This window comes from Chryseobacterium sp. AG363, assembly GCF_003610675.1.
In the GTDB taxonomy this organism is placed as follows: domain Bacteria; phylum Bacteroidota; class Bacteroidia; order Flavobacteriales; family Weeksellaceae; genus Chryseobacterium; species Chryseobacterium cucumeris.
In genome coordinates, this window is sequence record NZ_RAQF01000007.1 from 145,682 (window position 1) to 168,624 (window position 22,943).

At 36.0% G+C, this 22,943-nt stretch carries 20 protein-coding genes; 16 read left to right on the forward strand and 4 right to left on the reverse strand.

The genetic code is table 11. The annotated features are described in order from the left end of the window. Positions 1-207 precede the first annotated feature (207 nt). Genes DEU39_RS22255 through DEU39_RS22265 form a run of 3 tightly spaced genes read left to right on the forward strand, consistent with a single transcriptional unit; the run spans position 208 to position 4,573 of the window. Entirely contained in the window at positions 208-495 is a 288-nt protein-coding gene (locus DEU39_RS22255) for a hypothetical protein (RefSeq protein WP_131797541.1), read from the forward strand. Positions 496-529: 34 nt separating this feature from the next. Next, positions 530-3,226: a DUF6493 family protein gene (locus DEU39_RS22260; RefSeq protein ID WP_120233410.1), complete on the forward strand. Its 2,697-nt coding sequence runs from the start codon at positions 530-532 to the stop codon at positions 3,224-3,226. A gap of 3 nt (positions 3,227-3,229) precedes the next feature. Further along, entirely contained in the window at positions 3,230-4,573 is a 1,344-nt protein-coding gene (locus DEU39_RS22265) for an SWIM zinc finger family protein (RefSeq protein WP_120233411.1), read from the forward strand. Between the two features lie 83 nt (positions 4,574-4,656). Here DEU39_RS22265 and DEU39_RS22270 read toward each other — a convergent pair whose 3' ends face one another. Further along, positions 4,657-5,109 (reverse strand): VOC family protein, encoded by a 453-nt coding sequence (locus DEU39_RS22270; protein WP_120233412.1) that lies wholly within the window; start codon positions 5,107-5,109, stop codon positions 4,657-4,659. 396 nt (positions 5,110-5,505) lie between these two features. Here DEU39_RS22270 and DEU39_RS22275 point away from each other — a divergent pair, with 396 nt between their 5' ends. The 3 genes from DEU39_RS22275 (at position 5,506) to DEU39_RS22285 (ending at position 8,372) form a co-directional block, all read left to right on the forward strand. Continuing rightward, entirely contained in the window at positions 5,506-7,023 is a 1,518-nt protein-coding gene (locus DEU39_RS22275) for a TROVE domain-containing protein (protein WP_120233413.1), read from the forward strand. A 250-nt stretch (positions 7,024-7,273) separates the two neighbouring features. Further along, on the forward strand, positions 7,274-7,816 hold the full coding sequence (locus DEU39_RS22280) for a DUF6584 family protein (RefSeq protein WP_120233414.1): 543 nt from the start codon (positions 7,274-7,276) through the stop codon (positions 7,814-7,816). Between the two features lie 334 nt (positions 7,817-8,150). After that, positions 8,151-8,372: a hypothetical protein gene (locus DEU39_RS22285; RefSeq protein WP_062675530.1), complete on the forward strand. Its 222-nt coding sequence runs from the start codon at positions 8,151-8,153 to the stop codon at positions 8,370-8,372. A 1,307-nt stretch (positions 8,373-9,679) separates the two neighbouring features. On the opposite strand, the gene DEU39_RS22290 is transcribed toward DEU39_RS22285, so the two are convergent. Further along, positions 9,680-10,018: a helix-turn-helix domain-containing protein gene (locus tag DEU39_RS22290; RefSeq protein WP_120233461.1), complete on the reverse strand. Its 339-nt coding sequence runs from the start codon at positions 10,016-10,018 to the stop codon at positions 9,680-9,682. Between the two features lie 10 nt (positions 10,019-10,028). Next, complete coding sequence (locus DEU39_RS22295; RefSeq protein ID WP_062675529.1) at positions 10,029-10,457, reverse strand: hypothetical protein; 429 nt, start codon at positions 10,455-10,457, stop codon at positions 10,029-10,031. A gap of 618 nt (positions 10,458-11,075) precedes the next feature. Between DEU39_RS22295 and DEU39_RS22300 the strand changes: the two genes are divergently transcribed. Continuing rightward, on the forward strand, positions 11,076-12,614 hold the full coding sequence (locus DEU39_RS22300) for a SulP family inorganic anion transporter (RefSeq protein WP_120233415.1): 1,539 nt from the start codon (positions 11,076-11,078) through the stop codon (positions 12,612-12,614). A 449-nt stretch (positions 12,615-13,063) separates the two neighbouring features. Here the strand turns inward: DEU39_RS22300 and fusA are convergent, their stop codons facing one another. Next, positions 13,064-15,130 (reverse strand): elongation factor G, encoded by a 2,067-nt coding sequence (gene fusA, locus DEU39_RS22305; RefSeq protein ID WP_228436876.1) that lies wholly within the window; start codon positions 15,128-15,130, stop codon positions 13,064-13,066. 615 nt (positions 15,131-15,745) lie between these two features. On the opposite strand from fusA, the gene DEU39_RS22310 reads away from it, so the two are divergent. The 9 genes from DEU39_RS22310 (at position 15,746) to DEU39_RS22350 (ending at position 22,867) form a co-directional block, all read left to right on the forward strand. Continuing rightward, entirely contained in the window at positions 15,746-16,414 is a 669-nt protein-coding gene (locus DEU39_RS22310; protein WP_120233417.1) for an HAD family hydrolase, read from the forward strand. Between the two features lie 8 nt (positions 16,415-16,422). Continuing rightward, positions 16,423-17,247: a phosphoribosyltransferase family protein gene (locus DEU39_RS22315; RefSeq protein ID WP_062675526.1), complete on the forward strand. Its 825-nt coding sequence runs from the start codon at positions 16,423-16,425 to the stop codon at positions 17,245-17,247. Next, entirely contained in the window at positions 17,237-17,794 is a 558-nt protein-coding gene (locus DEU39_RS22320; RefSeq protein WP_062675525.1) for a TerD family protein, read from the forward strand. The genes DEU39_RS22315 and DEU39_RS22320 overlap by 11 nt, the downstream gene beginning before the upstream one ends. 2 nt (positions 17,795-17,796) lie before the next feature. After that, the gene (locus DEU39_RS22325) at positions 17,797-18,972 is read left to right on the forward strand and encodes a toxic anion resistance protein (RefSeq protein WP_171006279.1); all 1,176 of its coding nucleotides are present in this window, start codon (positions 17,797-17,799) and stop codon (positions 18,970-18,972) included. 40 nt (positions 18,973-19,012) lie between these two features. Next, a complete protein-coding gene (locus tag DEU39_RS22330; RefSeq protein ID WP_228436877.1) occupies positions 19,013-19,936 on the forward strand; it encodes a hypothetical protein in 924 nt (307 codons plus the stop codon). A gap of 69 nt (positions 19,937-20,005) precedes the next feature. Then, positions 20,006-20,614, forward strand: coding sequence for a TerD family protein (locus DEU39_RS22335; protein ID WP_120233419.1), 609 nt, complete (start codon positions 20,006-20,008; stop codon positions 20,612-20,614). A gap of 84 nt (positions 20,615-20,698) precedes the next feature. Continuing rightward, positions 20,699-21,742, forward strand: a complete 1,044-nt coding sequence (locus tag DEU39_RS22340; protein ID WP_062675523.1) for a TerC/Alx family metal homeostasis membrane protein — start codon at positions 20,699-20,701, stop codon at positions 21,740-21,742. Between the two features lie 180 nt (positions 21,743-21,922). Continuing rightward, the gene (locus DEU39_RS22345) at positions 21,923-22,450 is read left to right on the forward strand and encodes a TetR/AcrR family transcriptional regulator (protein WP_120233462.1); all 528 of its coding nucleotides are present in this window, start codon (positions 21,923-21,925) and stop codon (positions 22,448-22,450) included. Between the two features lie 3 nt (positions 22,451-22,453). Beyond that, the gene (locus DEU39_RS22350) at positions 22,454-22,867 is read left to right on the forward strand and encodes a DUF1348 family protein (protein ID WP_120233420.1); all 414 of its coding nucleotides are present in this window, start codon (positions 22,454-22,456) and stop codon (positions 22,865-22,867) included. The last annotated feature ends 76 nt before the right edge of the window (positions 22,868-22,943 follow it).

The following is a 22,943-nucleotide window of genomic DNA, read 5'->3' on the forward strand; positions in this document are numbered from 1 at the left end:
ACTCTGCTTTTACAGAAAAAAAATAGTAAAACTTATTAAGTGTTGTATATCAGTGTTTTTATGTAAATAGATATTGTGTTTCCGAATGTTTGGATGAAACAGAATGCGCTTCCCTGAAGAGGCTTTGTTTATTCATGCTTTTGGGACTGTTTAATACTATGAAACGCTCTGTGGTACGGCTTTTGAAGCCCTATAAACAGGATGTTTTTGAATAATTTTAAAGAAATGAAGTGGGGAATAATAATCGGTAAAAAGTTAAGTTTTGAATGGAATCAGATAAAAGGATTTATCTACAAAATTCCCAAACTTATCCGTGTGATTACCAGTTGGAATGCTGCTTCCGGAAAACTGCTGATGCCCATTCTTTCAACAGTTGAAAAGACAGTTTTGAATGCTGAAAATTTCCTTAGGCTTTATCATGAACTGTTAAAACAAAATCAGTCTGGGATGAAAAAAATCTTGTCAGACAACCTAAAGAATGGAAAAAATGAATAACCTGAAACAAATTTATACATCAAATTAAAGCACCATGAAAGAAAGACTTTATGAGATCCTTAATGAGGAAAAGATACATGAGATTATTCCCTTTCTAAAAGAGCTTAGTATTGAAGAAAGGAAAACACTGGTACCGTCTATAAAGAAAATGGACCGTGAGATCAGTAAAATTGTAATGACTAAAAACTCCTACCATACGGCAGGATCTGTGAATCAGCATTCCATCATAGATATTGCTTCATTTGTCTGCATGGACAAAAAGAATTTTGGTAAAAACTATTGGAGTCTTTTCCGTAATGTAGAACAGACTGATCAGATACTGGAATGGGGATGCCCGGATTGGTTTTCAGACTTTATCAATGAATCTGTTGAAGCTGAATTTACAGCATTTAATTATAAAGATATTTTAGGATGGACGGAGAAAGGATATGTACAGCCCAAACCAGAATTGTTGGGACATCATCTGAGCAATTATCCCGCAGATCTTGACCGCCACCCTGAAACACTCAATACTCATTTTTGGTATTTGTGTGAATTTCCTTCCAAATCTTTACCTTTCCGTAAAGAATGGTTTCCTATTGTTCAAAAACTGATTGCAGATAAGAAAATTGAAAGAAAAAGATTTCTGAAAGAATGCCTTTTGGCTGCCAACAGGAATTTTAATAAAAATGTCACGGGTTGGTTTATGGATGCGTTTACCTCATTAAAACCAACGGAAGAAGAATTATCTGATCTACAGGATGAACTACTTGCAGGGCTTGTTTCTTCACAGTCAAAAGCCGTGAATACAATATTATCTCACTTGAAAAAAATTGTGGGAACTTCAGAATTTAAGAATGAAGAATTTTCAAATTATCTTCCGAATCTATTAAGCTCTGAGGTAAAAACAGTAGTGGTTTCCAGTCTGGGCCTTACTGAAAAAATATTCCAGAGAAAGAAAATGGATCCGGATATGCTTGGGATGGCTTTAAGTACAGCATTTGTCAGTAAAGATGATGGGATACAATCAAAAGCAGCGAAGATCATCCTTAAATACATTCCGGCTTCAGAAAATATGATGGTGGCGCTTTCTCATTATTCAGATAATATATTAACCAATGTACGTCCTCTTTTGGTAAAGTACATTGAAGAAAAACAGCCGGAACTTGAGGCGATAGCATCAGAAAAACTATTGCTGACTTCAGATGAAAATGCAGTGCAGGTACTTCAGAACTTTGAAGATCTCATGTTCTATCTGCCTTTAGCAATGGACAATCCTTATAGCTACCATTGTGATATTGCTTTGACTGGATTTATCAGATTTGCAGGAGATGTAGATGAAGAATCTGTAAAACTGATGGAACCTGTGTTTTTGAAAGCCTGTAAAACCATTGCAAAATGGGAAGTTCCTTATCTGAACGTTTTATTATGCAATGCAATCATCAATTATGGGCTGGCTTTAATGGAAAAATATCCGATTCAGTTAAAGAATCTGGAAAAAATATACCAGAAAACCAAAGAAGAGGAAGCTACGAGAGAGTCTTACTCCAATTATCAGAAAAAATTGGGACCTATAGAAGATGTAGGGGCAGATTGCCCGGCAAGACAGGCATTTAAGGAAATCGCCATCTATGCTGTTGAAAAAATAGAATCCGGTGATAAACTTCCTTTGTTGTTTCCTATCACCCATGCGCCATGCTGGATTTCTCCCGTAACGCTGGTTGAGAGATTGGAGAATTATCAGAATAATAATGCAGAGCCTCATCATTTGGATATTCAGCTGGCCCTTCAACGTTGTGCTTTAGACGATACTTCTAAAGCTATTGAAGAAACAGAGAAAAGATTAAAAGGTGAATATAAAGACTTACTACTTTTCTTCTTTGGAGAAAATGCAAAGCCGGAAGGTAAGTTTATACATCCTTCATGGTGGATGACCGCTGGAATTACCCGCTCACCGGAAACGGCTTTTGAGGAATTTAAAAATTTCGGATATGATAATATTCCTGCAGAATTCTTTTCGGGAGATTATCAATGGAAAACCATTGACAATAAGAAAAACTCATACTATCCGGTAGAGCTGAATATTACGATTCCAAAATACCATCTTGAAAAAAGAAAAGAACCTTTATTCATGGAATATTTTGTTGCTGAGCAGAAAGAACTTAATGAAATTCCTGCGCTGATGCTTTGCTTCCCCAATACACCTGCAAATGCCCTGGCGAAGGTAATTAAGTACTGTCTTTTCTATTCAGGAATTGCAGAAGTTTTTGAAAGAAGCCTTGTTCTGAATACTGCCAATACGCTGTATCAGATCAAAAAACCTCTGGATGAAATTGGATATCTGTTTCTTGGGACTATTTTCCTGGATAGTGATAAAACCATTCGTGGAACAGCTGCTGAGATCTGGCTTGAACATGTTTCTGGTCAGATGATGGATAATGCAAGACTTGGAAGAGTGATTGGTCTGCACGAAAAATTAGAATGGGCACCAGTGAAAAGATTGACCGATCTTATACAGCACCACATGCTTAATATAAGTAAAAATCACAATATAGCTCTTGAAGAATTGATTTTCAGTATTTTACTTCAAATGGAGAAGCCAGTTACCAATCTGAAAAGAATTCTGGAGATCTACCATGAAGTATTGGCTTTGAACCATTCCTCAGTACATCAGGAAGTCGTTGAAAAATTAAACAGTTGGAAGGAAAACTCGAGTCTTAAAAAAATATGTAATCTTCTTCTGAAAAAATAGAACATGGAAGATACGCTTATTTACAGCTATTCAGGAGTATCCTCTTTAGTCAGGAGAGGTACACTTGAAGAGTTATTTCTTGCCAAATACAGTGAGATTGATAAAAATACTGATATTCCCTGTTTTTTCTGGGGAAATGTAAAGCAGCCTTTTATTTTGGCCCGATGTCTGATCACACTTTCAAACATCGTGAAATCCAGTTTTAACCTGTCACCTTTTCAGATGGCACTTCTTAAAGATCCTATAGTGACAGCAGGAAATGAAAGATTAAGGTTTGAAGGTTTTTCTCATTGTGCAGGAGTGTATGCAAGAATAGATGTACTTCCTGAAGGCTTGGATGGAGAGTTTCTTGAAAACGGAACAACAAATGTGGATTTCAATCAACCTATGATAACAGAGCTGGGAAGTATACGTCCGAATGAAGAAATTATGCTTTCTGTAGGGCAAAAAGAAGTAGGACTATACAAGGGGGAAAGCAAAATAATAGAAAAGAAAGTACCATTGCCTGCTAAATGGATCAAAGGACTGGGAACTGTTCAGGTGTATTTATCAGAATCCGAAAAGCGTCATACATTCAATAAGATTCAGACACAGCAATTGTTCAGAGGAATGCCCAAAGGAGTGGTGAAATCAGATTATTATTTAATTGTGAGAGGAAATAAACCTGTTTTTTCTCCGGTAAAATCTGCAGATTCTGTTTGTATAGGAGGACTTCACAGACTACGCCTATTAGAACCTCTTCTTCCTTATATTGATGGTTTGCAGGTTTTTGCACATGCTAATATGCAGTCTACAACATGGCAACTCAATATGGGAAATATCCGGTTAAGTTTTTCTTTATCGAGAGAATGCTGGAGAGGTTTTTCAGGTGAAGGTGCGGTGTTGGATAGCCTGATTTCAGATGTTCCTGATGAGTGGATTGATGCGCTGGATAAATATGCCTATGCCAATCAGTCTTTTAATCCTGGCAGACTTACCTTGGAAGAGAACATCAGTTTTGACAATGTTAAAAATAGTACAGGCAGGCTTGCTGCAATGGGATTGCTTGGTTATGATCTTAATGACAGAGAATTTTTCTATCGTAGACTTCCATTTAAATTAAGCCGGATTATCGGGCTTAATCCCCGCATAAAAAATGCGGAAAAATTGATTGAAGACGGAAAAGTAGAAATCTTGAATAATAATAAAGAAAGAACAGAAGCCAGAGTAAGAGGAACCGGTGTACATCATACAGTAATCATTCAGGAAGAAAAAGAACGCTGTACCTGTGAGTGGTTCAGTAAATATCAGGGGGAAAGAGGTCCCTGTAAACATGTATTGGCAGTGAAAAAACTGGTTAATGTTTAAATACTGCTGATGCTCATCTTATCATTTTGTTGAGCAGCACAAAGGCGCAACATCTTGCGCCACTGTGTTGTAGTAGTGTCTTATTAATTACCAGTCTGCTTCATCCATTCCTCATAGCTCAGTACTCCCAGTTCCGGTCTGCCTTCACCCTCCAGAATAGAAATAAATTCAAGCTGATTTCCATCTGGATCATTAAAATAAATAGCCAATGCAGGCATCCATGCAAATACCATAGGCTCTACAGTTCCGTTTTTTAGAAAATTGTAAGGTTTTAAATCCTTTTTTTCAAGAAATTCTACAGAATAATTCAAAATATCTTCTTTACTGCTGGAAAAAGCAAAATGTCTGGTCTGAAGATTCTCCTTTTGCTCCCAAAGCCCCAGCATAAATTGTTTTCCTTCTCCCGCCCATAGAAAAGCAATAGGTCTGTTTTCATCTTTGTGAGCCAGTTTTAATCCTAATACTTCCGTGTAAAACTGTATTGCATTTTCCAGATTGCTCACCTGAATATGAGTCTCGTATATTCCTTTAATCATAGCTTAATTTTAATAAAACAAAGCTAGAAAACTCTTATCTGAAAATTCCGCATAGACGATTTCTTTAATTAAAATGAATAATAGAAGGATTTTATAATGATGAATTATAAATGATGAATGAAGAATTCAATTTTATTCCTACAGCATCTGTGTATTCTGTGTTATAATAATTTCAATATAGTACACAATAGAGTTGGTCTTAGCCCGCCTTTCAAATATAGCACCTTTCAGTCGGCTTTAACCAAAACTTAAAATCTGCGAGAATCAGATTAAAAATAAAAAAATCAAAGAAAAATTTTCTGCGCAAAAAGATTGCGTAATACTGTTTTTACTTTGCATCAGAAATCAGAAAGGAAGTATCAATCCTTCCCATGTTTAACAATAAAAACAGTAACCATGAAATTTAATTTTTTAAAAAAAGAAAATAAAGTAGTACAGAACTACGAAGGTACAAAAGCATATGCCATGACACCTGCAGAAGAACTGTATAGTGCTGTTGTTACAACAGGACTGTCAGATGCCAACTACGAAAAAGGAAATGACAGATTAGGAAGAATCCAGTCTCTGATCAAAAAAAATGATCCCGAATTTGTGGCGAAGCTGGCCGTATATGCAAGAAAAGAAATGTATCTGAGATCTATCCCATTGGTTTTGACAACTGAATTGGCAAAGCAGACTTCAGGTACAGACCTTGTAAGCAAAACAGTAGACGGAGTCATTCAGAGAGCAGATGAAATTACAGAATTGCTGGCTTACTATCAGTTTGCCAATAAAAGAACAGATACCAAGAAACTGAATAAACTGTCCAAACAGATTCAGAAAGGTCTGGTAAAATCATTCAATAAGTTTGATGAATACCAGTTCGCAAAATATAACAGAAAAGCAGAAGTAACCCTGAAAGATGCGTTATTTCTGGTTCACCCGAAAGCTAAAGATGAAAATCAGCAGGCAGTTTTCAATAAAATTGCTAACAATACACTGCAAACTCCTTATACGTGGGAAGTGGAGCTTTCAGTTTTGGGTCAGACAAAATTTGCAAATGATGCAGAAAGAAAACTGGCTTTCAAAAATAAATGGGAAGAATTAATTTTCAGCAACAAACTGGGCTATATGGCAACCATGAGAAACCTGAGGAATATTCTGGAAGCTAACGTATCGTCTGATGCGATGAACAAAGTGTGCAGATATCTTTCCGATGAAAGAGCCGTAACCAATTCAAAACAGCTCCCATTCCGATTCCTGGCGGCTTACAGAGAATTAAAAAACTTTGATTCTGCTTATCTGTCCTCCGTACTGGAAGCTCTGGAAAATGCTGTTTTGGTAAGTGCCACAAACATCAAAGGTTTTGGTTTTGAGACATCAGTGGTGATCGCTGCCGACGTGTCAGGTTCTATGCAGAAAGCAGTTTCCAGCAAAAGTAAAATTTTGCTGTATGATATCGGTTTGCTGATGTCTATGATCCTCCAGTCACAGTGTAAAAACGTGGTAACGGGTATCTTCGGTGACCGTTGGCTAAGAGTTCCAATGCCGAAAAATGGTATTTTAAGGAATGTAGATGCCTTCTACAAACGTGAAGGTGAAGTAGGATATTCCACCAACGGTTATCTGGTGATCGAAGACCTTATCAAAAGAAGAGAGCAGGTAGATAAAGTAATGCTTTTCACCGATACCCAGCTGTGGGATAGCACAGGAAACAGAAACTCTTTTGAAAACCTGTGGAACAGATACAAAGCGATCGCTCCCAATGCAAAACTGTATATTTTTGACCTTGCAGGTTATGGTACACAGCCGCTTGATATCAGAAAAAATGATGTACACCTTATTGCGGGTTGGTCAGACAAAATTTTCGATGTACTGAACGCGTTGGAAGACAAAAAGTCTGCAGTAAAAATGATTCAGAAAGTAGTGCTGTAACAGGCACTGCTTTTAAAAATAAAACCTATGGAAATGCGACATAGGAAACGGAGGTGTTAAGAAAATAAGCTATGCGAACGTTAAGAAAATTCTATTGTTTGAAGCGCGACACAGAAATTGAAACGAAGAAGTTACATTACATTCGCGCAAGTTTTAGAATTTTTAGAGAGTGTTGGTTATTTTTAGCCAAAGTTTCCAGGTATTGAACTTTTGGTTCTTTTGCTTCAAGGCAAAACGAACAAATATTTACATGAAAAATAAAAGTATGGGAAATTTAATGCATAAAATTAAGCAGGATCTTAAAGATGGCAGAAAGAAAAAAGCATGCGACAGATTAAGAAATATGATTAATCAGTTTCCTAATGACCTTTCCCTAAGAAGAAGATTAGGACAGATTTATTTTGAAGCAGGATTTCTTGATGAAGCAGGTAAATTTTGGATTCTTTCTAAACCAGAGAATAATAAAATGGAAAATGTAGTAGAGATTTACAGAAAGTCTTTAAGCAATTCAGGAAATGCCATTTTAAAAGATATTGTTTTCAGAGGAGATAAAAAACTGCTTGATGAATATGCATTGAAAGTAATCACTGAACTTGAACAACATAGTCTTAAAATCACAAAACAGATTCCTGTTTTCAAAATCAAAACAAGAGAGAAAGGCAGTTATTCAGAAAACAAAACAGATTTTTTAAGTAAAATAGGAATCTTTTTATTGATCGGGTTCATTATTTTACTTCCGATTTTAGGGATTTTTAAACTTTTTGAAATTATTTCATTATTATTTTCTCAATAAAAATCAACTACGTAAAAAGATTGCGTACCTGCAATGTAATTTTGCAGTGTTAATAATACTGGTGCCGTTAGAAAGACCTCCTTCGATTCCAAACTGACAGAGTCTTTCATCAGATTGCCCGGTAGCTAACCAATGCCGTTAATAAGAGTTTCATCGTCAACTTCCAATTGAACATCAACTACTCTTATCATTCATTGCTTGGTTTTTAATAAAAAAACTGCGTAAGTAGAATTCGCAGTAAGAATATAATTTTGTAGAAAGAAAACTAATAACTATGAATAATTATAAACCAGATCTAAAAGAAGCGGTGTATTGAGGTTAATACTCAATACTTATGAAAAAAGCTAAAACGTTAAGACAGAAATTCGGATTTAATGAATATGGATTAATTGACTTTCCAAAGAAAGTTTCAGGCGTACAGATCTCAAGATTGATGTACGGAAATGATATGGGTTGTTCATATTGTTTTCCACATGGTTTTGAAGTGGTGAATGCAAGGTATACAAAGTTCCAGCGAAACTGGAAGAAATACAGAAAAACCCAATGGAAAAATTAAAATCAGGTGTCGTTTTGGAATCATACTTCGAGTCCCCCGTCAGATGCAGGTTCAATTCCTGTCATTCCTGTTGTAAACGGAATGTAGCTCAAATGGCAGAGTAGATGGTATAGAAAAGATTCAGCCGCTTTTACCCTGATGCTATAAAAGAGTGCCGTAGAGAAGGCTTACTTCGGTATAATATTGGTTCGACTCCATAACAGATCATGAAAATGATCTTGTAAAAGTCTTTTTGAATCTTGCCTCTTTTATTTAAATCACATCAATGAAAAAATAATAATAAAAGGTTGAAATTTCCACCAATGATAACTATGGAAATGTGACATAGGAAATGGAGGCGTTAAGAAAATAAGCAACAAGAACGTTAAGAAAATCCTACTGTTTGAAGCGCGAGACAGAAAGTGAAACTAAAAAGTAACATTAGATTCGCGCAAGTTTTAGAATTTTTAGAGCGTGTAGGTTATTTTTAGCCGTAGTTTCCAGGTCTTGAATTTTTGGTTCTTTTGCTTCAAGGCAAAACGAACAAATAGGTAAATAAAAATTATACTACGTAAATAGAATGCGCAATAAGAATATACTTTTGTAGAAAGAAAACTAATAACTATGAATAATTAAAATCAAGTGTCGTCTTAGAATCATACTTCGAGATTGAGTAAACATTGGGTCGCAGGTTCGAATCCTGCCTTCTCCCCCGAAAAGGAGAGGTAGCTCAGCTGGTAGAGCAAATGCACGGAAGATTCTGAAAAATATTACCTTGATTTGTAAAAGAGTGCCGTAGAAAAGACCTACTTCGGTTTAATTTGGTTGGACTCCAGAAGATCATGAAAGTGATCTTGTACAAGTCTTTTCGAATCTTTCCTCTTTTTATTTTAAAAACAAACAAGTGCCGTAGAAAAATGTTACTTCGCTCATCACGACGGGGTCACGGGTTCGAATCCCGTCTCTTCCACAATAAAAAACACAGTCTAAATAGGAAGAGTAGCTCAGCTGGTTAGAGCACGACTGCATTATTCACCTGTTGCCTTGTTTTTAAAATATATAAGAAGCCGGAAGTGGGACGTTGAAAGATATCTTTGTATATAATTTTCTATAAAGTCAGATGATTTTTTCAGACTTTACTCCTTTCTTCTGCCCACTTCCAGCTTCTTTATATTATTATTTTGAAGTGTCGTTAGGAAAAAATTCATCGTAACACAACTATGGGAGGAATAGCGAAGCCGATCACTCCGGCAAGGTTATCCGGTTCGACTCCGGCAAACGTTTAGCCCGGTTTTTTCCTTATTATTACCTTAAAAAATGCCGGTAGATTACTTACCGGCATTTTTCATTGTATTTTCAAGCTCTTCTTCAAACATTCCTTTCCATTTTGAAAGCGTTGTTCGGCTTATTTTATATTTTCGTGACATATAACTTGTAGAATGACCATGTTTTTTTTGATACTGAAGCAGTTTTAGCATAGTCTGTTTGTCATAGGTTTTGAGTTTTTGATTTTCTCTGGATTGCTTGAACAGTTTTTCATTGAACTTAAGAACATCTTCGCTCGTATGAAGCTTTTCAAGAAGATCTTTAATTTTTGGATCTTTAAGCTTTTCGGGATATTCCATCCTCAGCATATCCTGGTAAATCTTTTTGTAATTTGGGCGCATCTTTATCTGTTTATCCGTTTGCATTATCACTCTTCTGAAGCCATCTGTGAAGAGTACTTTTTGGAATAGAATACTCTTTAATAACTTCACTTTGAGTCATTTCACCGGAAAGAATCCTTTTCATGATAAAGTCTTTAATTTCCTGTGTATAAATATTTTTCCTGAAATAAGGTGTTTTTTCGGATTTCTGCTGGTTTTTGTTAACTGCCGATGGAGGTGCGTATAAAATCAAATGTGAGCTGTAAAGTCTGAAAAAATCATATTCCAGCAATTTGCTCCATCTTAAAAGAAGATCCGTATCCATTGATCTGCTGTCATACATCATTTCGACAGCCTCTTCATCTTTACTTAAAAATTTACATATCCTCTCTACTGTAATTTCATTTTCATCAACTCTTTCCTTAATAAATTTCCCAATATGGATTTCTTTATATAACATTTTTACTAAATATTGTTCTTTTGTTTAAACTTATATATAAAAAAACGAGAATAGGTGATATATATTATCTTACTTGGCAGGGAATAATTCACAGAAATTTGAAATTGATAAAGAATAGAAATTATGATTAAGAATATTAAAATAGCTTTTATAAGACGATAAATCTTATAAAATAGATTTGAATTTTGCCAAATATCTTAAAAACAGGTGGGTAGGGATCACCTTAATGTACTTGGATTATATTCTTTATTTTCAATGGTCTTCTCTTCTTCTCTTTCAAACTTCTTTTCCTGCCATTTGTGTGAAATAATATATAACCTATTAAGGTTTTATACAATTCTATGAGTTAAAGCTGCGATAGATTGATAAACAGCTTTTTACTCGTTGAATTTTTAATTAGTACCAAATAATTGCTTATTCGCTTTCAAATGTAGACAAAAATAAGAAGTAAAAACAATCATAAATATAAAAATTATACCTTATGTGTTTATTTTAATTAAAATTAACATATTATAAGAACTGATGTGTGAATTATTCAAATTAACAGATGGGTTCATGAAAAAATGATAAAAAGAAAAAATTGTATACCATCCTGACAGTCCATACCTTTGTCAATGAATGAAAAATACTATAAGATTATTCGATTTTTCGAAAAAAATCAATTATAAAAATGAACTGCTGGCTGGCTTTACGGTAGCGATGACAATGATTCCCGAATCTCTTTCATTTGCTATTCTGGCCGGTCTTTCTCCGCTTATCGGTCTTTATGCAGCTTTTATGATGGGACTTGTAACAGCTGTTTTGGGAGGTCGTCCGGGAATGGTTTCTGGTGGAGCAGGAGCAACGATTGTTGTGTTGATTGCTCTTATTCAATCCCATGGGATTGAATATCTTTTTGCCACTGTAGCACTTGCCGGAATCCTTCAGATGATGGTAGGTATTTTTAAACTGGGCAAATTTGTAAGACTGATTCCGCAACCCGTTATGTACGGATTCCTGAACGGGTTGGCTATTATTATATTCATGGCCCAGGTAGAGCAGTTTAAAATAACAGATAGTAGTGGTGCGGTAAATTGGCTGCAGGGAATGCCTTTATACATTATGGCTGGCTTAACAGCTCTTACAATTGCCATTGTTTATTTTTTTCCAAAAATCACAAAAGTTGTTCCTGCCTCTCTTGTGGCTATTATCATTGTCTTTGCTGTGGTTCTCGGATTTAATATTCCAACAAAAACGGTAGCAGATATCGCCCATATCAGTGGAAATCTTCCGAGTTTCCATATCCCACAGATTCCTTTTTCTCTGGAAACGTTACAGATTATTTTTCCTTATGCCTTAATTATGGCTGGAGTAGGTCTTATAGAATCTCTTCTGACATTATCTATGGTGGATGAAATTACAAATACAAAAGGAAGTGCCAATAAAGAATCCGTAGCTCAGGGATTGGCTAATATTACTAATGGTTTCTTTGGCGGAATGGGAGGTTGTGCAATGGTAGCACAAACGCTGGTGAATCTCAACGCTGGTTCCAGAGCCAGATTATCCGGGATTATTGCATCATTGTTAATTTTAATTATTATTCTGTGTGGAGCACCTGTAATAGAGAAAATTCCCATGGCGGCTCTGGTAGGAGTGATGATGATGGTTGCGATCAGTACCTTCCAGTGGGTATCCATCAGGATTGTGAATAAAATGCCGAAATCTGATATTTTTGTTGGAGTAACTGTAGCTCTGATCACTGTGGTTTTACACAATCTGGCTTTGGCGGTTTTGATTGGAGTGATCATTTCGGCATTGGTTTTTGCCTGGGATAATGCTAAACGAATCAGAGCAAGAAAATATGTAGATGAAAATGGGGTGAAGTACTATGAAATATATGGACCTTTGTTTTTTGGTTCAGTAATAGCGTTTACGGATAAATTTGATCCTGTGAATGATCCGGATCAGGTGGTTATTGATTTTAAAGAAAGCCGTATTGTAGATATGAGTGCTATTGATGCGCTGGACAAATTATCCAAACGTTATAAACAATATCACAAAACCTTGCATCTGCGCCATCTCAGCGAAGACTGCAGAAAAATACTTAAAAATGCAGAGGCTGTAGTGGAAGTTAATATTCAGGATGATCCTACATATAAGGTGATGCTGGAAAAATAGGAAAGGAGTCAATGAGTGAATTTTGCTTCGCAAGTGAAAAGTGAATTTTTTCAGAATAGAAAAATTGAAAGCACATCGAATTGACAATTGATCATTCACAATTTCATAGTCAATAAGTGAATTTTACTTCGCAAGTGAATGGTGAATTTTTATAGTAAAAAAAAATTGACAAGCGCAGCGGATTGACGATTGACTATTCACAATTTCATAGTCAATGAGTGAATTTTGCTTCGCAAGTGGATGGTGAATTTTTATAGTAAAAAAAAATTGACAAGCGCAGCGGATTGACGATTGACTATTCACAATTTCATAGTCAATGAGTGAATTTTGCTTCGCAAGTGGATGGTGAATTTTTTCAGAATAGAAAAATTGACAATCGCAGCGAATTGACAATGACCATTCACAAACAAGACAAGGACTGTAAGAAAAAATCTACAGTCCTTGCTTGTTTAGGTTATTAATGTGTTTGCAATAAAATCAGGCACTAAAGCATAGTGTGATAATTTCATGCTGATAGAAGCTCTTCCGCTTGTCAGCGTTCTCAGGTCAGAAATATATCCGAAAGTTGAAGCTAACGGAACTTCCGATGCAAAAATCTTTCTTCCTGATTTTTCGTCAATAGAGGTGATAATTCCTCTTCTTCTGTTGATATCCGCAGTGACAGCTCCCGTGTACTCCTCAATACTTTGGATTTCTACCTGCATAACAGGTTCCATCAATTTAGGATGACATCCTTTTGCCGCTGCTTTGAATCCTTCTCTTGCTGCAATTTCGAAATCAAATGCTGCAGAATCCTGAGCGTGGAAAGAACCATCCAGAAGAGTCACCTTCATGTTTTCCAGAGGATATCCTTTTAATGGGCCATGTTCCATAGCTTCTCTGAAACCTTTTTCAACAGAAGGAATAAATTCAGTCGGAATAACTCCTCCTTTGATCATATTAACAAACTCAAATCCATTTTCATGATCATTTCCTGGTCCGATTTCAAAAGTGATATCAGCGAACTGGCCGCTTCCGCCGTTTTGTTTGGAAAGTTTTTCTCGGTGAACTTTGGTTTCCGTTAAGATCTCACGATAAGAAACTTTAGGTTTCCCCTGATTGATTTCAATACCATGATTCAGACGGATTTTTTCCAATGTAACCTCCAAATGAAGTTCTCCCAATCCACTCAATAAAGTCTCTCCGGTCTGCGGATCTCTTTCAACCACCAAAGAAGGATCTTCTTCCTGTATTTTGGCCAATACCAAACCGAAAGATTTCTCATCACCATTCGTTTTCGGCTCGATAGCAACTCTGATCACAGGAGTCGGAATTGTAATGGCTTCCAGTAAAATCGGTTGCTCTGTAGAAGATAAAGAATCTCCGGTTTTGGCATCCTTTATTCCCGTTAAAGCAACAATATCGCCAGCTTTAGCATCATGCAGTGATAACGTTTTATCCGATTGCATCTGTAAAATTCTGGAAATTCTGTAGCTTTCACCTGTTCTTATATTGAGTATCGTATCACCGGATTGTATTCTTCCGGAATACACACGAAGCATAGCCAGTCTTCCCATATGTTTATCAATCACAACTTTGAAAACGAGTCCTGAAAAAACTGCTTTCTCATTTCTTTCCAATATTACCGTTTCATCTGTATGTGGATCTCTTCCCTGCAGGTCAGCAAGCTGATCTGGAGCAGGCAGATAAGTAACCACAGCATCAAGAAGAGGCTGGATTCCCTTATTTTTAAAGGCTGAGCCACAAAGAACAGGAACAGCTGATCCGGAGCTGCAGACCCTTTTTATCGCTTCTGAGAGTATTTCAACAGTTACTGTTTGTTCAGTATCCATAAAAATTTCAAAGAACATCTCATCATTCTCTGCAAGAGTTTCCATTAATTTAACTCTGTATTCATGGGCTTCTGTCATAGAAGCAGCAGGAATTTCCTTTTCCATAATGGTTTCTCCATTTTCATCTGTCCAGTATAAGGCTTTCATTTTAATAAGATCAATAACGCCTTCAAAATCGTTTTCAGCTCCAATCGGAATCTGAATGGCCAATGGAACAGAATTCAGCTTGGTTTTTATTTCATTAAGAACAGCAAAGAAGTCTGCACCCATTCTGTCCATTTTATTGATGAAACAGATTTTGGATGTTCCATGTTTTTCAGCCTGGAACCAAACATTTTCAGTCTGTGGCTGAACTCCTGATGAAGCACAGAAAACTGCGACAACGCTGTCAAGAACTCTTAGAGAACGTTCCACTTCCACTGCGAAATCAATGTGTCCAGGCGTATCAATAATGTTGATGTTATAAACTTTATCGTCTTTTTTCCATTGGGTAGAAACTGCAGCGGATGAAATGGTAATTCCTCTGTTTCTTTCCTGTATGTCTTTATCCATGGTGGTATTTCCGTCATCTACATTGCCGATTTTGTGAATAAGTCCTGTGTAATACAGAAGTCTTTCGGATAAAGTAGTTTTTCCTGCATCTACGTGTGCTATAATCCCTATATTTCGTGTGTTGTATTTCATTTTTTTTAATTTAAATTGTTGATTTTTAGATCTGTGTTCGGAAAAGGTTCTGAAAAAAATAAGCACAAAATACACTCCGGTCTTATAAAGCCGGTAAAACATTTTCGTATTTCGTATCAAAGGAAAATTTTCAGAGATCTTAACAAACAGCAGAAGTTGTTTGAATTGTTAAAGTCTGAAATCAGGGCAGCAAAAAAGACCTATCCGAATAGACAGGTCTTCAATATATTTTTGGGTATAAAAGATCTATAGAACTATTCAGATAAATATTCAGTGCTGCCAAAGAACACAGCTCTGACAGGATTGCTTAACGTTATAATATTTATCATTTTTGTTGACATTGTTGATTTTTAATCGGTTGCGAAATTATAATTTTTTTTTGATTTCCAAAGAATTTTTGAAAATATTTTTTTTAAACGCTTCATCAATCATCTTCTGTGAACCTTTCAAAACCTTGGATTTTCATAAAAATATCTTAAAACAGAACTTGAACGTAATGCTTTTATGATAAATATTTTATCTTTGGGAAGAATAGTATTGTAGACACTTTTTGATGATTAAAAAATTTTAAATCTTTTTCAAGAAGCTAAATAAAAACTTTTAACTTAAAACCTATTGAAAACAGATATCGACATCCATAACCACTGTCATTTTTCCTTTGACCTGTGGCTCACTTTAATCAAATCTCATCCTGAATTTAAAGCAAAAAGAGTTGAGCTGTTCTCCTCATTTTTTAACGTAGATAAACCGATAGATGAGGTTGCGAAAACCGTAAAATATTACGATGATCTTTGTAATACCATCAATGAGGTGACAGGGGGGAATATTGATACTTTTGAAATTTATCTGATGATTTTGGGGGCTTTGGATGTAGACGTAAAACTTATTAATAAGGAAAAACTTAATGAGTTTTATAACAAAAGTGAAGAATTGTTTCTGGAATATAAACCAGTTGTAATTTTTGAAAATATTCATGATTTTTTTGAGCATATTAAAAATCAGGGAAAGACCATAAATATTCTAAGCAACACTGGATTTATCAAAGGGAAAACAATGCGGAAATTCCTGATTCATGAAAACCTGGATCAGTACATAGACTTCCATATCTATTCTGATGAAATCAACTGTTCCAAACCTAACCCGCTTATTTTTCAGGAAGTGAAGAATAAGATCAAAGATCAGGATTTGCCCATGCACCAGATTCTGCATATCGGAGATAATCCGGTGGCAGATTATCAGGGAGCAAAGAACTTTGGTTTCAGTGCCCATTTACTTAAACACTAAAAATAAACATGAACAAAAGATACAGCTTACACCACATTCATTCGGCGGATGAGTTTACTTTCTCACCTGCAGAATACAGCTTTTTCAAGTATGGCGATAAGTCGTATGCTGAAAAATTCGCAAGAGAATTATTCGACGGATTTATTTCCGAAAATGAAGAGCTTTTAAGTACAGATAAAGAGATTGTAGTGCTTCCAAGCCCCTATATGGCGATTCCTACTGCATCCAACTTTTTATGTTTTTACTTTAAAAAACACCTGGATTTTTATCTGTTTCAAAAAGGAAAAAAGTCAAGTATTTTATCTAAAATCAACAGAAACCATACATACATCACAGATTACGGGAATCTCAATTTTGAAGACCGCAAAAATCTGATCGCCAATGACACTTATTATATCGATAAGGACTTTTTGAGAGGAAAACTTTGTATTTTTATAGACGATATAAAAATCACGGGAAGTCATGAATATACTGTCAACAGAATCCTGAATGAATATAACGTGGAGGCTGACTTTATGTTCCTGTATTATGCAGAACTGATGAATTTTGACCTTGACCCGAAAATTGAAAACTTTTTCAACTACTATGCTGTAAAAAATGTAAATCATGTTGCAGAAGTGATGAATAAAGAAAGTTTTCAGTTCAATACAAGGATTGTCAAATATATTTTAGGCCTAGATTCAAGTAATTTTGATTATCTTACGTCTCAAGTAAAAAAGGAACAGATGGACCTGCTTTTGGAGCTGGCGATCAGTAACAATTATCATTTAATAAAAGAATACGAAAATAACATCAATACTTTAACACAAACGGAATTATATTATGGCTATTAACTTACAAAAAGGACAAAGAGAAAACATTAACGCACCTAAATTTACTGTAGGTTTAGGATGGGATATCAATAATACTTCTACAGGAACCGCTTTTGACCTTGATGCGTCCTTGTTTTTGCTTGGGGACGACAAAAAATTAGTTTCAGATAATCACTTTATTTTCTATAACAATCTTGAGTCTCCGGACAAATCTGTAATCCACACGGGTGATAACCTTACAGGAGAAGGATCGGGTGACGATGAGCAGATCAAAATTGATCTTACTAAAATTGACAGCGCTATCAAAGAAATTACAGTAGTAGTAACAATTCACGAAGCAGATTCAAGAAAACAAAACTTTGGACAGGTAAGAAATTCTTTCATCAGAATTTTTAATTCAGATACGAATGAAGAGATCTTAAAATATGAATTAGACGAAGATTTCTCAATCGAAACCGCTGTAGAATTCGGAAGAATTTACAACAGAAACGGAGAATGGAAATTTGAGGCTGTAGGTGCAGGACAGAGAGACGGCCTTGAGAAATTTGTATCAATTTATCAGAAGTAATCATGGACAATCAGGAAAATCAACCCATAGATCCGCTAGGATCAATAGAACCCCTTAAAACCTTTGAACCGACTCCAATGGTTCCCCCAACTCCAGCTCAGCCCGCTCAGAATGCGGCGCCGGCAGTTCTTGTGGACAGAGAGGGAAATGTAAATCTGACACAGCTGCAGTCAGAAGAACGTCAGAAATATGAAGTTCTTGCGAACTCTATTGACGAGACCAACCCAGGTTCCATCGTGAATTTCGGGGCAGAGCTTCAGAAAACATTAACCAACCAGAGTGACAGCTTCTTAGGAAATGTAAGAAGATCAAACTCAGGAGAAGTTGGTGGGCTTATCAACGATCTTTTGGTAGAGCTTAACTATGTAGATGTTGAAGAACTTAACGGAAATAAAGTGAAAAGTTTCCTGAGCAAATTGCCATTCATGAAAAAGGTAATGACTCAGGTGGAAAATCTTTTTGCAAAATACGATAAGATCATCAACAATATCGAGCAGATTTCTTATAAAGTAAATGCGGGAATTATCACCTCTACAAAAGATAACGCTGTACTTCAGACTATTTTTGAAAGCAATGTGAATTCTATCAAGCAGATTGAAGAGCTTGTCATTGCAGGTAATATCAGAATGGAAAGAGCGGCAGGCGAGCTTGCTCAGATGGAAGCTAATCCGCAGATTTATCAGGATTATCAGATTGCAGATAAAAGAGATTTCATTGCAAGGCTAGACAGGAGAATGGCTGATCTTAAAGTGGTTCGTGTGATTATGATGCAGTCACTTCCTCAGATCAGACTGGTACAGAACAACAACGTTTCTATCGCTGAAAAAGCACAGACGATTCTTACCACTACACTTCCGGTTTGGAAAAACCAGCTTTCCCTTGCGGTAGCGATGTACAGACAGCAGCAGAATATTGAAATCCAGCAAAAAGTATCTTCTACTACAGAAGAGATTTTAAGAAAGAATGCGGAACGTCTTGGCCAGAATTCAGTGAATGTTGCCAGAGCCAACGAGCAGACTATCGTATCGGTGGAAACATTGAGAGAAACAACATCAATGCTGATCAATACATTGAATGAAGTGAAACAAATCCAGAAACAGGGAGCTGACAACAGAAGAAAACTGGATCAGGATCTTCAGACATTGGAGCACGAACTAAAAGCAAATGTCAGAGGTTAATTTATAGGATACCAAGGTGGGGGATGATGCAGCAACCATATTGTCGCAAAGCAAAAGAAGGTTAACAAAGCTTAAGCTTCTCGCTAATTTTTTTGAACATATTGATATTATATCTATTTACATCAAAACGGATATTATTCACAATCTGTTCCAGGAAAATACGGCTTTAGATTATAATAAACTGGAACTTTTCCACCTGCAGTATACCGACAGCCTTATAGAACTTCTGACAAAAATTAAAAAACAGAAGGAAAATGACATGCTGGCGGTCATCAATGAAATTAACATCAACAGTAAATATATTTCAGGTTTTGAAGAAAGAAGGGTAGACAGTTTTGAAACCGACAGGAAAATGTACAGCGGTGTCTTTTCCCAGCACTTGAAAACAGTGTATAAAGACTTAACGGAAGATCGTTTTACAGCCAATTGGGAAAATGTACTGTACTTTCATAAAAAATATGCCCAGGAATTTTACAGATCGGAGGCAGATGAAACACTGCTGAAAACTGATTCTTTTCCTTCCTATCAGTATAAAGAATATTCCATCGAAAGGAAACTGTTGGGAAGGCTTAATATACAGGGGTTTAAAGTCCGTTTCGTATGTGGTTACCTTATCGGAACCCACGATTATGAACTTTTTAGAATCTTTCAGTCTGATGATTATTTTATTTTCAGTGTAGACGAAAAGAAATTGTATCTTTTCGACAAAGAACTGGATAAGCTGGATATTTCCGAGAATCAGTCTAATCAGAGTTCCATTATTGATCAGCTGAGAAGTAAAAATGAGCAGCTGGAACATAGTATGAACGAAAGAAAGCGTACTTTGCCAGCTGAAGTGGAAGGCGTTCTGAAAGATTATATTAAAAACCTGGAAAATATGGATATTATGAGTAAAATCTTTGACTTCGACGAAGAAACGAATATTCTGCGGGCAATGCTTAATTTGAATTTGAATAATAACTAGAACGAAATTTGAAAAGCAAAGAAGATTACCTTTTTTGCAAAAAAGTAAATAACAACTAAACATAGAAAGATGGCTATCAACTTACAAAAAGGTCAGAGAATTAACCTTAAAAAAGAAAATGGAGCTGAGCTTTCCCAGGCTTGTGTAGGAATCAACTGGGGAGCAATCGAAAAGAAAGGATTTTTCGGAACAAAGAAAGAAGCAGTAGACTTGGACGGAAGCTGTATTTTATATGATTCAAACAAAAACGTTACAGAAGTAATCTATTTCGGAAATCTTAAATCAAGAAACGGATCTGTAAAACACAGCGGAGACGACCTTACCGGTGACGTGAATGGAGATGACGGATTGGATAACGAAGTAATCACGGTAGACTTCAGCCAATTGGAACCAAATGTGGAGCATGTGGCAATGGTTTTGAACAGCTACAGAGGCCAGGATTTCGGCACTATTCCTTTTGCTTCTATCCGTATTTATGAAGGATCACCTACCAATGTAAGAGAGGTCTTTGCAAAATATGATATTGCGAATGACGCATCTTTCAGCGGACATGTTGCCATGGTAATGGGTGTTTTCTATAAGAGAAACGGAGAATGGAAATTCAATGCGATCGGAGATCCTACAGCGGATAAAAAGTTGGAGCAGACAATCCAGACGGTACAGATGAATTATCTATAATCAATTGACAATCAAAGATAAATAAAATAGCAATATTTGTACTCTGTGCATCTATTGCTTTTATCATATAATAACATAACTCAAGTGGAACATCAAAGTATTTTAGAACTGCACCCTGGTCTGGTGTGGGGATTTGCAGTAACAGTCGTTATCATGCTGCTCCTGGACTTAGGGGTATTTAATAAAAAAAGTCATGAAGTCTCTTCCAAAGAAGCTACCATCTGGTCTATTGTATGGATCTCGCTTTCTATGGTTTTTTCAGGAGTGGTCTATTGGGTATTCAATACCGACGGAAGCCCTGAAAGCCATGCTTTGGCAGTAGAGAAATTTACACAGTATCAGGCTGCCTATTGGATTGAAAAAGCCTTGTCTGTAGATAACTTATTTGTATTTATCCTGGTTTTCGGGTTCTTTAAAGTTCCGAAATTTCTTCACCATAAAGTTCTTTTCTGGGGAATTATCGGAGCACTGATCTTCAGAGCTATATTTATCTTTGCAGGAGTAGGATTAATCAATCTGACGTATCTTCCTGAAATGAATATCTTCGGTGAAGCAGTGAAAATCAACGTTGTCATGACCTTATTCGGATTATTCCTTGTGTATGCAGGGATCAAATCATGGGGTGACGGTGATGATGACGATGATGAAGATTACAGCAATACGGCAGGAGCAAAACTGATCAAGAGTTTCTGGAAAGTTTCAGACAATTACGATGGAGATAAGTTCTTCACCATCCAGAACGGAATCAAAATGGCAACTCCTCTTTTAGTAGTAGTGGGTGTTATCGAGTTTACGGACGTTCTTTTTGCAGTAGATTCCATTCCGGCAATCTTTGCGATTTCAAATGACCCTTTTATCCTTTATACATCAAATATCTTTGCAATTTTAGGATTAAGATCATTATACTTCCTGTTAGCGAACTTTATTCATATGTTCAGCAAACTTCCATACGGATTGGCTATTATCCTGTCCTTCATTGGAGTTAAAATGCTTATTGCCCCATGGATTCATATTCCGTCTCCGGTTTCATTGGGAATCGTAGGAGGAGTATTGGTAATCTCTGTTCTTTTATCCATCATCTTCCCTGAAAAAGAAGAAGAGAAGAAGGAAGAATTGGACGAAAAATAATCGCACTTAAAATAATATAAAAGCCTCCGGAATGTATTTCTGGAGGCTTTTTTGTTTATCAAGCTTTTGTTTATCAAACATCTCAAGCCAACCTTCAAAGAAATATTTTCAAAAACAAAACATACAGACTGGTCTGTATATATTTTTTTTTCATACCTTTGTTCCAGAAAAGAAAAGCATATGAAATCTCCAAGAGAAAGAATTGTAGAAAAGACCTTTGAATTGTTTGCTAAACAAGGGTATAATTCTACCGGAATCAATCAGATTATTTCCGAAGCTGAAGTTGCCAAGGCGAGCTTCTATCAATATTTTAAATCCAAAGAAGATCTGTGTGTAGAATTTCTGAAGGTGAGACATGAGTATTGGTTCAATGAACTCAATCAATTTATAGCAAAAGGAAATGGCTTACAGTCTAAAATCATCAGTGCTTTTGATTTTCTGGTGTATATGAATGAAAAGGAAAACTTCAGAGGTTGCAGCTTTCTGAATATTCTGTCGGAAATCCCCATGGATAATACTAAAATACTGAGCGTTATTCAGTCTCATAAAGCAGATCTTAGAAATTTTTTTTTAGAATTGCTGAATGATGATGAACTTTCCGATCATATCTACATGCTTTTTGAAAGCAGTATCATAGAAAGCCAGCTTTTCAAATCCAATGAATTAATTGAAAAATCAAAAAAGATAGTCAGCAATTCAATACAATGAGTTATGGAACAGAAACATCCGCTTCCGCCTTTCACTCTTGAAACGGCACTGGAAAAAATTCAATTGGCAGAAGATGCCTGGAACAGTCAGGATCCTGAAAAGGTTTCCAAAGCATATACCATCGATAGCGAATGGAGAAACAGAGATACCTTTGTGAATGGGAGAGAAGAGATTGTACTATTTCTTCAGAATAAATGGGAAAAAGAACTTCATTATAAGCTTAAGAAAGAATATTGGGCACATACGGATAACCGCATTGCCGTTCGTTTTGAATATGAATATCAGACCAAAGAGGGAAACTGGTTCAGGGCATACGGAAACGAAAACTGGGAATTCGATGAAAACGGGCTTATGGCAAAAAGATATGCCAGTATCAATGATCTGGCGATCAAAGAAGAAGAACGAAAGTTTAAATAAGATGTAAAGACTGTTGTCACAACAGTCTTTTATTTTTTAGTTGGATCAATCTTTTTCACATCACATGCAAAAATTC